The 15,192-nt window shown below is 39.9% G+C and carries 16 protein-coding genes; 6 read left to right on the top strand and 10 right to left on the bottom strand.

Annotated features, from left to right (window positions below; all coding sequences use genetic code 11):
- The coding region (locus I6E24_RS11755) for an arginase family protein (RefSeq protein ID WP_235328736.1) at positions 1-721 on the top strand (721 nt) is incomplete at its 5' end.
- Here I6E24_RS11755 and I6E24_RS11760 read toward each other — a convergent pair.
- A complete protein-coding gene (locus tag I6E24_RS11760) occupies positions 709-852 on the bottom strand; it encodes a hypothetical protein (protein WP_235328737.1) in 144 nt (47 codons plus the stop codon). The genes I6E24_RS11755 and I6E24_RS11760 overlap by 13 nt on opposite strands.
- Positions 853-968: 116 nt before the next feature.
- On the bottom strand, positions 969-1,823 hold the full coding sequence (locus I6E24_RS11765; protein ID WP_235328738.1) for an ADP-ribosylglycohydrolase family protein: 855 nt from the start codon (positions 1,821-1,823) through the stop codon (positions 969-971).
- A gap of 101 nt (positions 1,824-1,924) precedes the next feature.
- On the opposite strand from I6E24_RS11765, the gene tpx reads away from it, so the two are divergent.
- A complete protein-coding gene (gene tpx / locus I6E24_RS11770) occupies positions 1,925-2,428 on the top strand; it encodes a thiol peroxidase (protein ID WP_235328739.1) in 504 nt (167 codons plus the stop codon).
- A gap of 103 nt (positions 2,429-2,531) precedes the next feature.
- Here tpx and I6E24_RS11775 read toward each other — a convergent pair whose 3' ends face one another.
- Entirely contained in the window at positions 2,532-3,593 is a 1,062-nt protein-coding gene (locus I6E24_RS11775) for a mannose-1-phosphate guanylyltransferase (protein WP_235328750.1), read from the bottom strand.
- Positions 3,594-3,765: 172 nt separating this feature from the next.
- On the opposite strand from I6E24_RS11775, the gene thiD reads away from it, so the two are divergent.
- From thiD to I6E24_RS11790, 3 genes are all read left to right on the top strand, one after another.
- The gene (gene thiD, locus I6E24_RS11780; protein WP_235328740.1) at positions 3,766-4,599 is read left to right on the top strand and encodes a bifunctional hydroxymethylpyrimidine kinase/phosphomethylpyrimidine kinase; all 834 of its coding nucleotides are present in this window, start codon (positions 3,766-3,768) and stop codon (positions 4,597-4,599) included.
- A 58-nt stretch (positions 4,600-4,657) separates the two neighbouring features.
- Positions 4,658-5,545, top strand: a complete 888-nt coding sequence (fabD, locus tag I6E24_RS11785) for an ACP S-malonyltransferase (protein ID WP_235328741.1) — start codon at positions 4,658-4,660, stop codon at positions 5,543-5,545.
- A gap of 75 nt (positions 5,546-5,620) precedes the next feature.
- The gene (locus I6E24_RS11790; protein WP_235328742.1) at positions 5,621-7,321 is read left to right on the top strand and encodes an alpha-amylase family glycosyl hydrolase; all 1,701 of its coding nucleotides are present in this window, start codon (positions 5,621-5,623) and stop codon (positions 7,319-7,321) included.
- Between the two features lie 194 nt (positions 7,322-7,515).
- Here I6E24_RS11790 and I6E24_RS11795 read toward each other — a convergent pair whose 3' ends face one another.
- The 7 genes from I6E24_RS11795 to I6E24_RS11825 all read right to left on the bottom strand — a co-directional run bounded on the left by I6E24_RS11795 (position 7,516) and on the right by I6E24_RS11825 (position 14,048).
- On the bottom strand, positions 7,516-10,335 hold the full coding sequence (locus I6E24_RS11795; protein WP_235328743.1) for a M16 family metallopeptidase: 2,820 nt from the start codon (positions 10,333-10,335) through the stop codon (positions 7,516-7,518).
- A 100-nt stretch (positions 10,336-10,435) separates the two neighbouring features.
- Entirely contained in the window at positions 10,436-10,642 is a 207-nt protein-coding gene (locus I6E24_RS11800) for a helix-turn-helix domain-containing protein (protein ID WP_204390448.1), read from the bottom strand.
- A 22-nt stretch (positions 10,643-10,664) separates the two neighbouring features.
- Positions 10,665-11,120, bottom strand: a complete 456-nt coding sequence (locus I6E24_RS11805) for a DUF2975 domain-containing protein (RefSeq protein ID WP_235328744.1) — start codon at positions 11,118-11,120, stop codon at positions 10,665-10,667.
- Between the two features lie 13 nt (positions 11,121-11,133).
- Entirely contained in the window at positions 11,134-11,586 is a 453-nt protein-coding gene (locus tag I6E24_RS11810) for a DUF2975 domain-containing protein (protein ID WP_235328745.1), read from the bottom strand.
- Positions 11,587-11,613: 27 nt separating this feature from the next.
- Positions 11,614-12,054, bottom strand: coding sequence for a DUF2975 domain-containing protein (locus I6E24_RS11815; protein WP_235328746.1), 441 nt, complete (start codon positions 12,052-12,054; stop codon positions 11,614-11,616).
- Between the two features lie 15 nt (positions 12,055-12,069).
- The gene (locus tag I6E24_RS11820) at positions 12,070-12,675 is read right to left on the bottom strand and encodes a DUF2975 domain-containing protein (RefSeq protein ID WP_235328747.1); all 606 of its coding nucleotides are present in this window, start codon (positions 12,673-12,675) and stop codon (positions 12,070-12,072) included.
- A 488-nt stretch (positions 12,676-13,163) separates the two neighbouring features.
- A complete protein-coding gene (locus I6E24_RS11825; RefSeq protein ID WP_235328748.1) occupies positions 13,164-14,048 on the bottom strand; it encodes a TraB/GumN family protein in 885 nt (294 codons plus the stop codon).
- 340 nt (positions 14,049-14,388) lie between these two features.
- Here I6E24_RS11825 and I6E24_RS11830 point away from each other — a divergent pair, with 340 nt between their 5' ends.
- Positions 14,389-15,093 (top strand): sensor histidine kinase, encoded by a 705-nt coding sequence (locus I6E24_RS11830; protein ID WP_317218733.1) that lies wholly within the window; start codon positions 14,389-14,391, stop codon positions 15,091-15,093.
- Positions 15,094-15,192: the final 99 nt, after the last annotated feature.

Below are 15,192 nucleotides of genomic sequence, written 5' to 3' on the forward strand. Positions count from 1 at the left end.
TGTCTATACAGAAGAATCTTTTTACAAGAATGAGAAAATAAAATGGATAAACTGCACAGATATATCCGGAGCAAACTGCTTTTGCGACAATGAAGCATCCGAAGAAATACGTAAACGTATAATGAATCTGCCTCCACAAGGTATCCATTTCATAGATTCAGGAAATTACCATTATATATCAAAGTTTTTTACAGACAAGATTCAGGAAGACTTCATACTAGTAGTATTCGACCATCATCCGGATATGCAACCTTCCCTTTTCGATGAACTATTGACATGCGGCTCGTGGGTTAAATCATCTATTGATACGAATAAACATCTGAAAAAAGTTATTCTGATAGGTACTTCAGACGAACTACTGAAAAAGATAGACAGCAGATATACGGACAAACTGATAGAATTCAAGGAATCGCAACTGGAAGACCATGATGCATGGCAACATTTCTACGACATACATTTCGATCTTCCTATATACATATCAATAGACAAGGATGTGCTCAATCCCGAGGAAGATGTAACGAACTGGGATCAGGGGAAAGCTACAATGACAGAGCTTAAACGTCTGCTGTCAATACTGCTTAAGCATGGCAGAATTATCGGTATCGACGTCTGTGGTGAATGTAAATATTCCATACTCGGAATGCACGATGATAACATTAGGAAAGACAACGATATAAACCGACAATTGGCTGAGCTAAACCTGCAGGATTATAAATCCTGAGGTTTAGGTCTGTCTGTACCAGGAAGCGGTTTTCCCGGAGCTTTAGGTTTCATCTCAAGCCACTTTTCATATTGTTCATCGTCAAGAATCTTACGTATCTTTCTAAGCATCTTTTCTTCACGTTTCCTCATATCTTCAGCCATTTTCTCTTTGACATAGTAAACACTGTTTGAAATTCATTCTGCTTACAAAAATATGAAACCACCGTGCAATAGTAAAACTTAATCCACCAATGGGGATTTTATGACTACCAAATGGAATAATATCCCTTTTCTCCCATCATACCCAACACCTTCCTAAACCTCACAGGCAACAATGACATAGCCTTAGAAACCATATACTCCGGAATGTCTTTATAATAGGCCTCGGCTATGCTTCCGGTGATACAAGCCAATGTGTCACTGTCACCACCAATAGATATAGCCCTACGTATAGCACCCTCGAAATCATCACTCGATAAAAAGGAGATAATAGCTTGCGGCACTGTTCCCTGACAGCTTGAATCCCATTCATACGTATCGTGGAGATATTCCCACGACTGATCAAGATTGTAATGAAATTTCGTAGTAATATACTTCTTGATATCCTCCTTCGACGCTCCGTTCCTTGCCATAAAAATGGCAGCCGTTACTGCTTGAGCTCCTTTAATACCTTCAGGATGATTATGGGTTATGGAAGCAGCTGTCTCAGCAACTTTCAACGTAGTATCCATATCATCATACAACCACCCTACGGATGACGTCCGCATGGCGGAACCGTTTCCCCATGAATTGTACGGACAACGTCCGGATGCTACTCTACCAGTACGATAATCAATAAGTCTCTCAGGATGGAAAAGCCATGTATGAAACCCGGCTCCATATCCTCCCATTGGGCATGGAACGTTCTTTGCCACATCCACAATAATACTTTCAAGCAGTTTTGTCTGAGCTTTAATGTCTGCACAAATATCATTATTTAAAGCCCATTCGGCCACTGCCATTGTCATTACCGTATCGTCGGTGAAATTACTTCCTGTCGGAAACATCTCAAAATTATAATCCTTCGTATTGCTGAATTCATATACCGAACCTGCAATATCTCCTATTACTGCACCTAACATTTTTAATAATCTGTTTTTAGATATAATTTTTTTTCATCAGTTATGAACAATATTACAATATAATACGTTATATGGTTATAAACAAATAAAATCAAACAAATATGTCAAAAACAGCATTTAAAGGTTCAGTCGTAAATCTGGCTGGCGAATTCATAAAGACTGGAGTTACCGCTCCGGAATTCACAATGGTAAAAGGTGATTTAAGTCAGTTCAAACTGTCGGACACAAAAGGCAAATTTGTGGTTCTGAATATTTTCCCAAGTCTTGACACCGGTGTATGTGCCACTTCTGTAAGAAAGTTCAACCAACTGGCTGCTAAAATGGAAAATACAGTGGTTTTGGCTATATCAAAGGATCTTCCTTTTGCACAGGGACGCTTCTGCACAACCGAAGGAATAGAGAATGTCATTCCATTGTCAGATTTCAGAAATCCTTCTGATTTCGACACTAATTATGGAGTACTCATTGCCGACGGTCCATTGAGCGGACTTCTTGCACGCTCGGTAGTTGTGATTAATCCTGCCGGCGAAATAGTATATACAGAACTGGTTCCTGAAATAACACAAGAGCCTAACTATGATGCGGCATTGGCTGCTATCAAATAAAGCAACAACACAATGACCAATCACTCATAACCACAAACAAAAAGACCGGATTTGCAGGGTTCTCCTCCTTATCCGGTCTTATTTTTGAAAACGATTAATAATATCAATCCTCCGAAAATTCTTTAATTCTCTGCTCTTCACTCAAGCGGCATACAAGCAACGTATCATTCTTCTCTGCAATGATATATCCGTCCAGTCCCTGTATAACCACTTTTTTCTCCTGAGTAGTGTGTACCACACAGTTTCTTGATTCGTACATTTTTATGTTTTCACCTATACAAACATTGCCCTGAGCATCCTTCTGTGAATTCTCATGCAGAGAGCCCCATGTACCCAAATCACTCCATCCGAACGAAGCCGGGAAAACATATATTTCGTCAGCTTTCTCCATCACAGCATAATCCACGGAGATATTTTCACACATAGGAAACAACTCATTTATCATCTCCTGTTCTTTATCTGTAAAGAAGAATGGCAGCATTTTTTCAAATATCTTACCTAACGCTGGCTGATAAACACGCATAGCATTTACTATTGTATTTACGTTCCATACAAATATTCCTGCATTCCAGAAGAAATTTTTCTTTTGTATATATCTCTTGGCTGTTTCAAGATCAGGCTTTTCCTTGAATGCGTCTACTCGATATATTTCTTTATTAGAAGGACAAGCCATTGTCAGGTCTGCTTCAATATATCCATAACCTGTTTCAGGACGAGTAGTCTTCATTCCTAAAGTTACAATAGCATCAGATGATGATGTAAACTTCATGGCAGAGTTTATCACTCTTCTGAATTCATTGACATCCATCACTATGTGATCGCTAGGTGTAACTACTATATTTGCTTTTGGATTTCTCGATTTGATTTTCCAGCTAACGTATGCAATACATGGAGCTGTATTGCGTCGGCATGGTTCCAACAATATTTGTCCTTCAGGGATTTCCGGTAGCTGTTCCTTAATCAAAGCCTCGTAACTTGCAGATGTCACTACCCATACATTTTCAGGGGGACATATTCCTCTGAATCTGTCAACAGTCAATTGTATAAGGGTACGTCCGCATCCAAGTACATCAATAAACTGCTTAGGCAATTCCTTACTACTCATAGGCCAGAATCTGCTACCAATTCCTCCGGCCATTATCACAATATGATTATTTATATTCATCTCCATAAACATATCTCAATTATAACAACTGCAAAAATAACTGTTTTTTCATAAAAAACAACATACTGAATATCATTTCATAAATATAGAATAACAAAATTTAACTGAGAAAAGGAATTCGAACAAAATAATCACTATTTTTGTATCAAAATAATATAAAATCATATTGACAATGAAAAAATATAATTGTGTACTGACAATTGCCGGCTCTGATTGTAGCGGCGGTGCCGGAATACAAGCTGATATTAAAGCTATATCAGCCCTTGGCGGATATGCTGCAAGTGCCATAACTGCGGTTACGGTGCAGAACACATGTGGAGTAACTGGAATTCATCCTGTACCAGCACCGTACGTTAAAGCACAGATTGACGCCGTAATGACAGACATAAAACCTCTTGCTATCAAAATAGGTATGATAAACGATGTAGAGATAGTAAAAGCTATCGCCTCAAGCATAAAGGAATACAGACCACGATATGTCGTTTTCGATCCAGTAATGGTATCAACAAGCGGCTGCAAACTTATTGAAGATGAAGCAATAGAAGCTATAAAGAGCGAACTTATACCGCTCGCTACTATAATTACCCCCAATCTAAGTGAAGCAATGGTACTGACCGGCAACTGTCCTGATGACGTTAAGTCTATGACATCGGCAGGCGAGAAAATATTGGAGCTTGGATGCAATGCAGTACTGATAAAAGGCGGACATCTGAATGGCGACGACATGTGCGATGTTTTGTGCGTTAAAGGAGAAAAGACACCTTATATATATACAGCATCAAAGATTTCAAGCAAAAACACTCATGGCACCGGATGTACCCTGTCATCTGCTATAGCCACTTACCTGGCATTGGGAGAGACACTTAACGAAGCTGTAGGAAAAGCAAAAGAATATGTCCACAACGGTATTCTTAACGGTAAAGATGTATCAATAGGCAACGGACACGGCCCTCTAAACCACTTCTATTCCCCTGTTCCGATGCACATTTTCACTGAAAATGAGTAATTATATAAAAAAATCATTACCTTTGCAGCAATATCAATAATTATTAAATAGAAGAATCATGAAAGCATTTGTATTCCCGGGACAGGGTGCCCAGTTCGTAGGAATGGGTAAAGACCTGTACGAAAATTCAGAATTAGCCAAAGAACTTTTTGAAAAAGCCAACGATATTTTAGGCTATCGCATCACAGATATTATGTTCAACGGTACAGACGAAGACTTACGTCAGACAAAGGTTACTCAGCCAGCCGTATTCCTTCACTCTGTAATCTCAGCACTCTGCATGGGCGAAAACTTCAAACCTGAGATGACAGCCGGACACTCACTTGGAGAATTCTCTGCGCTGGTAGCAGCCGGAGCTCTTTCTTTCGAAGACGGTCTGAAACTTGTTTATGCACGTGCAATGGCTATGCAGAAAGCATGCGAGGCACAACCTTCAACAATGGCTGCCATCATCGCTCTTCCAGACGAGAAAGTAGAGGAAATCTGTGCTAAAGTTTCTGCAGAAGGTGAAGTTTGTGTTGCAGCAAACTATAACTGCCCTGGACAGATTGTTATCTCAGGTTCTATTGAAGGTATCAATAAGGCTTGTGAGCTTATGAAAGAAGCAGGAGCTAAACGTGCTCTTCCTTTGAAAGTCGGCGGTGCATTCCACTCTCCGCTTATGGATCCTGCAAAAGTTGAACTTGAAGCGGCAATCAATGCTACCGAGTTCCATACTCCAAAATGTCCTGTATATCAGAATGTAGACGCAAAACCATATACAGACCCTGCTCAAATCAAAGCAAACCTTGTAGCTCAGCTTACTGCTTCTGTAAGATGGACACAGACTGTACAGAACATGATAGCAGACGGAGCTGACGAATTTACTGAATGTGGTCCTGGAGCAGTTCTTCAGGGACTTATCAAGAAGATAAACAAAGAAGCTAATGCCCACGGCATTGAATAATAAAAACTGAATCAGACACGTATTAACCATAAGGCATAATACGTGTCTTTTTTTTAAACCATAAACTTCAATCCTATGAATCCTGAAGAAAAAATCATTATATATCAAGTCTTTACACGTCTGTTCGGCAATCAGGTCCTCACATGCAAGACCAACGGAAGCATAGACGAAAACGGATGTGGGAAAATGGATAATTTCACAGAGCAGGCCCTGGCCGAAATAAAAAAGCTTGGGACTACACACATCTGGTATACAGGAGTTATAGCGCATGCCACACAGACAGACTACACACGCTATGGACTGAGCAAAGACCACCCTGCTGTAGTAAAAGGTAAAGCCGGCTCACCATACGCCATCAAAGACTATTACGACATCGATCCTGACCTGGCTGTTAATGTTGACAAGCGAATGGAGGAATTTGAGGCTTTGGTAGCAAGAACGCACGAAGCAGGAATGAAGATGATTATCGACTTCGTTCCAAATCATGTTGCAAGACAATACAAATCGCTTGCCAAACCAGAAGGAGTGAAAGACCTGGGCGAGGGCGACGATACAACAGTATCATTCAGTCCAAACAATAACTTCTACTATATCCCTGGCGAGGAACTGAAAGGTGATATCGACCTGTACGATCCTGAAGCAGGAAGATATACAGAAAAACCTGCCAAGGCTACAGGTAACAACAAGTTCGATGCATGGCCAAACAGAACCGACTGGTATGAAACAATAAAACTGAATTACGGAGTAGATTATTACAACAATACAGGTTGCCACTTCTCTCCTATACCGAATACATGGACCAAGATGCTAGATATCTTGCTCTTTTGGGCATCAAAAGGTATAGATGGTTTCAGATGCGACATGGCAGAAATGGTTCCATGCGAGTTCTGGGGATGGGCAATTCCTAAGGTTAAAGAGAACCACCCTGACATAATATTCATTGCCGAAGTTTACAATCCACAAGAATACAGGAACTACATATTCAACGGACATTTCGACTATCTGTACGACAAGGTTGGCTTGTATGACACTCTGAGAGCGGTAATTTCAAATGGTGCTTCTGCCACAGCCATTATCGGATGCTGGCAGAGCGTAAACGACATTCAGAGCCACATGCTCAACTTCCTTGAGAACCATGACGAACAGCGCATAGCTTCCGGATATTTCGCCGGAAACGCCCATAAAGCTTTCCCGGGCATGATAGTATCAGCATGTATGAGCACTAATCCTGTAATGATATATTTCGGTCAGGAACTTGGCGAAAGTGGAATGGACACAGAAGGCTTCAGTGGAAGAGACGGACGTACCACAATCTTCGATTATTGGAGTATCGACAGCATACGCCGCTGGACTAACCACGGAAGATTCAATACCCATTTGTTGAACACCAAAGAGAAAGGTATCAGAAACTTCTATAAAACACTTCTGACTATCTGCAACGAAGAAAAGTGTATTTCTCACGGTGCGTTCTTCGACCTCATGTACGTCAACATGAACGGATGGCAGATGGACGAACATAAACAATACGCCTTCTTGAGAAAGTATGAAGACGAAGTGTTGCTTATAGCTGTCAACTTTGGCGATATGAATATGCGGGTGGCAATAAATATTCCGGAACATGCATTCCAATACCTGTCAATGCCGCAAATGGAAAACATAAAGGTTAAGGATTTGCTGACAGGCAAAGAGGAAAAGATAAACTTTACTTCCAATAAGCCTGTAGGAACAGACCTTCCTGCCAATAGCGGTAAGATATTGAAGATAAAACTGAAATAAATTCGCAATCAATAACTGGACATGAGATGGTTCCTACTCTTTACAACGCGAATTTATCATCAATATGATATCATAAAAGGAATCAATATAGACTGAAATTCCCCAAAAATTCAGACAGAATCATACTTACTCTGTTTAAATTTTTGGGGAATTTTAATTTATAGCCTTGCTTTGTATATGCTATAAATAATAAATTAATTGCCTTCAGGCATCATAACCAACACCCTATAGTTGTTCTGTTTCATCACTTTATTTACATATTCCGAAAGTTCTTTTGGAGTGACAGACAAGATTACCTTTTCAGCCTGGGCAAATACTTCAGACGGTTTAAGTTCGTTGCCTGCCATCATTGAGCACCAATAGCTGTTTGTATGTTCATTCTCGGCATACTGCTTAACCATGAATTCCTTCACTTTGTCAAGTTCCTCCACAGGAGTTTCCTTCGCCAGTTTCTCAAACTCGCTGCGGATTATTTCCAGTGCACGGTCTTTCTTTTCAGGTTTCACCTGGAATATAGTCTGATATGCAACCGACACTTCAGAAAGTCTGTCCTGCGAGCCCTGTGTAAATATGCTATAGACAGCGCCTTCCTTCTCGCGTACTTCATTCAAAAGACGTGTAGAGATTATCTGTGCCGACATTGAAGCCATCAATCTGTTCTTGAACGAGTAAGGCATCTTTCCACTGATGATGACAGCAGCACTACCCTGAGGCACTTCCATCTTCATTGTGAAATCCTTTTCTTCGCTTCCCGACTTGATTTCTACCGCACTGTTATATTTCAAGTCCTGTTTCTTTCCTTTCACAGAAGGTAGTGAAGCGATATACTGTTCTACCAGTGTTTTCAACTCAGCCTCATCAAAGTTACCGCTGAATACAAATGTAAAGTCCGCTGCGCTTGCAAGCTGCTCATTGATAATAGAAAGAATATTCTCACGGTTTGCCTTCTCAATATCACTTATACCGAACACCTGCTTATTAGGCGAAGTATAAAGGAATTCCTGAACCTTCTTCTGGAAAATAAAATTAGGGTTCTGCTCCTGATTCTGAATCAATCCCTTATATAGATTCTGCATTGCAGTAAATTCATCCGGTGTCACTGTCAGCCCTGTGAAAGTCATGTATATCATCTCCATATAAGTCTTCAGATCCTTAGGAGTTGTGTTTCCGTAAAGGCTACGTACATAGTCCTCGAAAGCAACTTTCAGGGAAACCTGCTTGCCGGCCATCAGCTTAGTCAAATCAGAATTGGTGAAATTACCCAAACCGTGCTGTTCCAGTACGGCAGGCATGAACATCAAGTCCGCCGCCTTGTCATTTCCATAAACCGAAGTACCGCCTTTTGCCACAGCCATCATATAAATCTCGTCAGCCTTGAAGTCAGTCTTCTTCAATACCACTTTGGCACCGTTTGAAAGAATCCATTCCTTGGCACCGAAATCAGAAAGCAAGTTTTCCTTCACCACCTTTCCGGCTGCCGGCAATTCGCTTACCAGAGGCTCGTCCTTCACATTGTCCACGTAAGGAGCAATGTTTTCGGCCTCCACCTGAGAAAGCAACGCAAGTATATCTTCATCCTTAGGACAGGACTCGCCGTCACGTTCAGGCATCATACCGAGAACAACCATGTTCTTGTCCGAAACAATCTGCGAGAACACCTGATTAACGGCTTCCACTGGTATCTGGTTTACAATCATGCTCATCATCTGATATTCTGTTTCTATACCCGGTATAGGCTTCTTGTCGATAAAGTTGCGTACATACGATTCTGCAAGAGTCTTGTTTTCCTGCTGGTTGCGGTTGTTGTAAGCCTTTTCAAGCTGAGAAAGATATTCCGTGCGGCAACGGGCATATTCAGTGGCGGTAAATCCTCCCCTCTTGGCACGGAGAGCCTCACGATAGACAGCCTTCAGTCCTTCGTCGAAACTGTTGCCCTTTGGAATCATAGCCAATAGGAAAGCCTGTTTTGTCTTCGACATAAGAAACTCTCCATGAATTGTTTCTGCAAGTGCAAACGGAGCATCCGCCTTCTGACCCTGTTCGTTCAGTCTTATCTGAAGCATCATCTGAGCCATATCGAGCAGATAAGCGGTTGTAACATCAGCCATTGTACCTTTCAACGAATCAGGCAGGGCATCATACTTGAACATAATCTGAGCCACATAATTGCTCTGTTCCTTGTCCGAGCCGAAAGCGACAATAGGCTTTTCATTGTCGGCCACAGGGTAGTAAACCCTTTCTGCCGGATTTACAGGCTTCTCAATTTTTGAGAACAATTCCTTTATCTTGCCTTCTATGCGGTCCACATCAATATCGCCCACCACTACTATACCCTGAAGGTCAGGACGGTACCACTTTTCATAATAGTCGCGCAAAGCCTGATGAGGGAAATTGTCCACCACTTCCATTGTTCCTATAGGAAGACGGTGTCCGTATCTGCTGTCAGGATATATCTCCGGAAGCAGCTTCTCCAGAATCCTCATATTCGGAGGCAACTGGCTTCTCCATTCCTCATGTATAACGGAACGTTCCTCGTCTATCTCCTTACCTTCAAGCAACAGACCGTCAGCCCAGTCGGACAGAATCATCAGACATGAGTCCTGTACCCCGATACGTTCAGTAGGTACACTGGAGATACGATAAACAGTTTCATCAATGCTGGTATAGGCATTAAGATTATAACCGTACTTCACACCTACAGACTCCAGCCATTTTATCATTGAGTTTCCCGGGAAGTTCTTTGTTCCGTTGAAACACATGTGTTCAAGGAAATGCGCCAATCCGCGCTGGTTGTCCTCTTCCAGGATACTACCCACCTTCTGGGCGATATAGAAATCCACTTGGTTCTTCGGATATTCATTATGACGGATATAGTATGTAAGTCCGTTATCCAGTTTACCTATTCTCACTTCCTTATCCACCGGCACCGGAGGCATCTGCTGTGCCCTGACAGCTACCGGCATGCAGGCAAAACCTGCTATGGCTACAAAAGCCAGTTTAATCATTCTTCTCATAACTTTTATATTTTATATTGTTTAGTTGTTCTTATGCCGCAAAGGTATGCGCAAAGAAAATTAGTTTATGTTATCGCTACGTTATCTTTATGTTAAGACATCATTCATCCCTGTATTCCAGAATATCTCCCGGCTGGCAGTCCAGTTCCTTACAGATAGCCTCCAAAGTAGAGAAACGTATAGCTTTAGCCTTTCCCGTTTTAAGTATAGAAAGGTTTGCCGGAGTAAGGTCTATGCGTTCGGCCAGTTCACCAAGCGAAATCTTCCGTTTCGCCATCATTACGTCCAAGTTTACTATTATAGGCATATATGTCAGTTTTTTTAATCTATCAAATGGTCAAATCCTGTTCTTCTTTCATTCGTATTCCTATCTCGAAAATACAGGCAGTCAATACAAACATCATCCCCAAGATTATAAATAACACACAAACCTCAGTCGGCATTTCAAGAGGACTTAAACGAATTATCATATTTATAAGTATTCCGGACAAAGTTGTTGAAACACCTATGGCATTCAGGATACGCTTGTTCACACGGCTGAAGATGTTTCCCCGCTTCACATTACGAACCATAACATACGACAGAACTCCTACAAACATTATGGCATAACTCTCTATACCTACTACCAAGGCGTACCATATAAATGTGTCGCTATTATCCTTTCCCATTTCATAACAAAGATCCAGTATATTAGGAAATCCGTACATAGCTGCGGCTATTATTGTTATCACAGAAACAACCTCGCAATATTTTACAAGTTTTTTATCAGGCTTAATCTCGCTCATAATTCTATTCCTATTAAATGGTCAAATCATTTTCTTCCTTAATTTTTACCGCACGGCGCACTATCTTTCCTATAAATGCCATCATAATTCCAAATAACATAATAGTGAACCAATCCAATGAATATAAAAATTCATCCCCCAAATCACCTGCTCTCTTTGCAAAAGAGTTACGAATCAACATAAAAAGAACCGTAAAAGAGCCAATACTCTCCAGAATACTAGCAGTCTTATTACTAATCAGTTTTCGGCAGTCAATCCTGATTATACAAAAGCAAAACACAAGAATGACCAATAAATTACATGCATACACTCCGCCCAGCATCCGTTCAGAAGTGCCAGCCAGCAAAAGTCTTACAATAGTAGGACCAAAATACATCATTACACTTATCATTCCAACCAAAACAGCAAATAGAAGATTACCCATATCTTTATAGCGCTGTTTGAGTATTTTCCATATCGTCTTCATTGTTATTCCCTTTAATTATTTTATGATTCAAATAGTAAGTTCCTGTTCTTCTTTCATTTTCACTCCCAGATTGAACACTTCTGAGAGTATGTTTATAAAGATTCCTATTAATAGGAAAAACATATATGTCTGACTATCGGAGTCATTTATTGAGTTTATCACTGTCAGGATTATCCCTGTCAAGGTAACAGTCCACGCAAAGAATCGCAAAGGATATATATTCTTTTTATCGAAAACAAATCCTTTATCTACGTTTTTAAGAAAACACACTATGGATATTGCCGACAGGATTATACATGTATATATTACCAATCTTATACAGGTATTATAATTGAATACTGCATCCATAAATATTACATCAGCAATTTCAAGACCTAAACGCAGTATTCCGACAAGCAAACTTGTATATGCAACCGTAAGGCTACAGAACATTGTCAATTGTTTTTTCTGAGAAACTTTGTTTTTCATAATCTTTATCTATTTTTAAATGGTCAAATCATTTTCTTCCTTAATTTTCTCCGCTTTTGCAAATATTTCGACAAACAATACCAACAACATAATCAACATCCAAGGACTTTTCAACATGAAAGCATCAATCGTATAACCTGCCGGTAAAGTTATTTCATTCATAACCTGTACATATTCGAAATATCTTACCATTTCCAAAGATGCAAGAAGTAACATTAAAGAATAGATGAAGAAACGCATACGGCGTACATTCTTTCTGGTAAGGACCTGATTACGGCAAATATCAATCAGCAGTCGAACCAAGCAATAACAACCATATATAAAAAAGAAAACGAACGGCACTACGAAATTAAGAAACTTATAGTAAACATTATTACTGCGCGAAACATATGTTTCAATATCGCTCATCTTATAAGAAACATTTCTCTGCAATTCAGTATTATAAATACTATCAGGTATCAACGTCTTATCAGGAACCACTGACAGTGAAACAGGATTGATATCAGACGAAATATCAGGAACTGCATTCCATCCATCCTTAAAACCCTTAAAACCGTCTGTAGAAGCGAAAAATACAATTATCACTATTACTACAAATCCTAAAATACGTACTGTTTTCATAATCTCAATGTCATTTGTTGTTATTATTTTAATCGTCTTTTACTTGTTTTCAATAATTATTTATCGTTTTTCGATATGCAAATGTATATACTATTTTTTTAAGTACAAAAGAAAAACAAGAATAATTTATCGTAAAACGATATATTTTTAATCTAATGCGATAAATAAGCTATTATGAAGAATAAAAAATCCCTGACATTCTGCAAACAGCCGTACAGAATATCAGGGATTACTTTGTTATACTTTTAAGAGAAAATCTGAAAGATTCTATTGGGTAAACTTCACTAACCGTTATTGTACGGATTTTTCCTTCCTCGTGTTCCGAAAAAAACGTGGGCACATTTCAGGTAAAACGTGCCCACGTTTAAGATCGAATGTGCGCACATTTAAACTCGAATGTGCGTACGCCTAAACGGCACTATAAATTCCAACAGAAATACAGTCATAATAATATATAATCAGATTCCTTATATTTATATATTCATGGTCTATTTCATAGCCTCTACCCTATATCCCTGTTCCTGAATCAACTTCAGCAAACCTTGCGGACCAGGCAAATGTCCGGCACCTACCACGAACAAGGTTGAGGACTGCTTCATAATATCCGGTAACTGACGGGCCCAGTTTGCGTTACGTCCGTATATCAGCGCTTCCTGCTCTTCAGGAGTACTGTCGCAGGAATTGTTCATCTTTTCTTCAATGATAGAAAGCAGTCCATCCAAATCCTGTTTCATGTAAGCATTAGTCATACGTAATGTCTGGTCAATACCCTGCTCAATATGCGTAGCGGCGCAGTGCAATAAGAGTGCCTGACGTGCCAGAGTTTGCGAATTGTAAAGAACATTTACTTGTTCATCAATGGTTTCCAGACTTCCTACCTTCTTTCCAGCCTGTCGTGCCTGTGTCTGAAACCAAGTGTCAAGCTGTTCTTGCGGATTAAATCCTTTCAGCGATTTCATAGCCAAAGCCAATGCCAGTTGGGTAGTTACAGCCGCAGGTTTCAACTTGTCGAACAAGGCAAAATCTACTCCTAAATAAGTCTTTACCACTGATGCTATGGTATCATATTGTGCCTGTGTGTAAAGGCTTTTCAGTGTAGTATCAGCCGGCAGTACCATAGCTTGCTGCATCTTCATAACAGATTCAGGATTTGTAGCATCCTCCATCACGAGTTCACCATACACCTGTTCTGTCTGGTCAATAACCTGTTGCAGATTGGCTATACTGTCCTTGATACTGAGCGGTGCAAGGTGATGCGTTCCTATAACGTATGATGGTCTGTCAAGTCCGTTACCTGATATTTTCCATAACAGTTGCGCCTTGGCGCCAAGCGTGATGCAGAACAGCAACACGAATAATAGTGTCTTTTTCATTGTGTTCATTTTTTTAAGTTATACTTCATTTGTTATTTCTTATGTTGCAAAGGTATGCGTAAAGAACAAAAGTTTATGTTATCAATACGTTATCTTTAGGTTAAAATGTTTTCTGCAAAAGCTTAGTTATATATCTGCATAATGTTATTAACTTTGCAAATAAAAAAATGTCTAAACAGAAATACATTCATATAATAACAGTTTTAGGGTTAATCTCCATCTTCTCACTGCAAAGCTTATGGCTTTGCAATACATATTTCTTTGTAAAAGAAGAAATTAAAAAATAGTCTGCACTGTCTATCAGATTAAATATATCTTCAAATTAAACAAAATCTCCCAAATCCGTGAGGACTTCTCATACGCCATGGTACATGATATGAAAACACCTTTAAGCACTGTTATGATGGTACAGGATATGCTGAAAAGCGGAAGGCTGGAAGGCAAACCGGAGATAAAGAACAAATACATGAGTATAGCAAAAAGCGAGACAGACCACTTGTTTGCTCTCACCAACAAAATACTTACCATCTCTAAACTGGAGAACCATAAACTGGAGATGAACAAAACAGAAGTCGAGCTTACACCGATAATAGAGAAACTGACTGAGAAATTCAAGGCAAAAGCACAGAAACCTGTAAACTTTATCATCAAATTACAGGCCAAAACAGCTTATGCCGACAACGATTATCTGGGTGAAGTAATAAGCAATCTGATTGATAATGCCATCAAATACTCAAAGGAGAGTGTGGAAATAAACATCACCACTGAAGAAAGCGAACGCTACACCATACTGAAAGTACGTGACAATGGTCTGGGTATATCCGAAGCCGACCAGAAAATCATATTCCAAAAGTATGAACGTGCAGCAGCGGCAAAGCGCAGCCGCAGGAACGGAGCTTCAGGCTTCGGACTGGGCCTGAACTTTGTTGACCAGGTGATAAAGGCGCATGAGGGAAGAATATTCGTAAACAGCACAGAAGGAGAATTTACGGAATTTACCATCTATCTGCCGCTTGAAACTCCAAGCGACAAGCATAATCTGTAAAGCACAATGCTGTTTTATCACAGCGATGATATCATATACGTATAATACACCATGTATATCCATAAAAATCTCTGATATCCGGTATAAAACATACAGAAT

It is taken from the genome of Bacteroides caecigallinarum, from assembly GCF_021530995.1.
Taxonomy (GTDB): domain Bacteria; phylum Bacteroidota; class Bacteroidia; order Bacteroidales; family Bacteroidaceae; genus Phocaeicola; species Phocaeicola faecigallinarum.

Excerpts from the sequence above, each read along its gene's own strand:
- I6E24_RS11825 (WP_235328748.1), bottom strand. The coding sequence starts at position 14,048 with ATGAAAAAGACACTATTATTCGTGTTGCTGTTCTGCATCACGCTTGGC.
- I6E24_RS11795 (WP_235328743.1), bottom strand. The coding sequence starts at position 10,335 with ATGAGAAGAATGATTAAACTGGCTTTTGTAGCCATAGCAGGTTTTGCC.
- I6E24_RS11810 (WP_235328745.1), bottom strand. The coding sequence starts at position 11,586 with ATGAAGACGATATGGAAAATACTCAAACAGCGCTATAAAGATATGGGT.
- tpx (WP_235328739.1), top strand. The coding sequence starts at position 1,925 with ATGTCAAAAACAGCATTTAAAGGTTCAGTCGTAAATCTGGCTGGCGAA.
- I6E24_RS11760 (WP_235328737.1), bottom strand. The coding sequence starts at position 852 with ATGAGGAAACGTGAAGAAAAGATGCTTAGAAAGATACGTAAGATTCTT.
- thiD (WP_235328740.1), top strand. The coding sequence starts at position 3,766 with ATGAAAAAATATAATTGTGTACTGACAATTGCCGGCTCTGATTGTAGC.
- I6E24_RS11805 (WP_235328744.1), bottom strand. The coding sequence starts at position 11,120 with ATGAGCGAGATTAAGCCTGATAAAAAACTTGTAAAATATTGCGAGGTT.
- I6E24_RS11800 (WP_204390448.1), bottom strand. The coding sequence starts at position 10,642 with ATGCCTATAATAGTAAACTTGGACGTAATGATGGCGAAACGGAAGATT.
- I6E24_RS11790 (WP_235328742.1), top strand. The coding sequence starts at position 5,621 with ATGAATCCTGAAGAAAAAATCATTATATATCAAGTCTTTACACGTCTG.
- I6E24_RS11820 (WP_235328747.1), bottom strand. The coding sequence starts at position 12,675 with ATGAAAACAGTACGTATTTTAGGATTTGTAGTAATAGTGATAATTGTA.
- I6E24_RS11765 (WP_235328738.1), bottom strand. The coding sequence starts at position 1,823 with ATGTTAGGTGCAGTAATAGGAGATATTGCAGGTTCGGTATATGAATTC.
- fabD (WP_235328741.1), top strand. The coding sequence starts at position 4,658 with ATGAAAGCATTTGTATTCCCGGGACAGGGTGCCCAGTTCGTAGGAATG.
- I6E24_RS11775 (WP_235328750.1), bottom strand. The coding sequence starts at position 3,593 with ATGAATATAAATAATCATATTGTGATAATGGCCGGAGGAATTGGTAGC.
- I6E24_RS11815 (WP_235328746.1), bottom strand. The coding sequence starts at position 12,054 with ATGAAAAACAAAGTTTCTCAGAAAAAACAATTGACAATGTTCTGTAGC.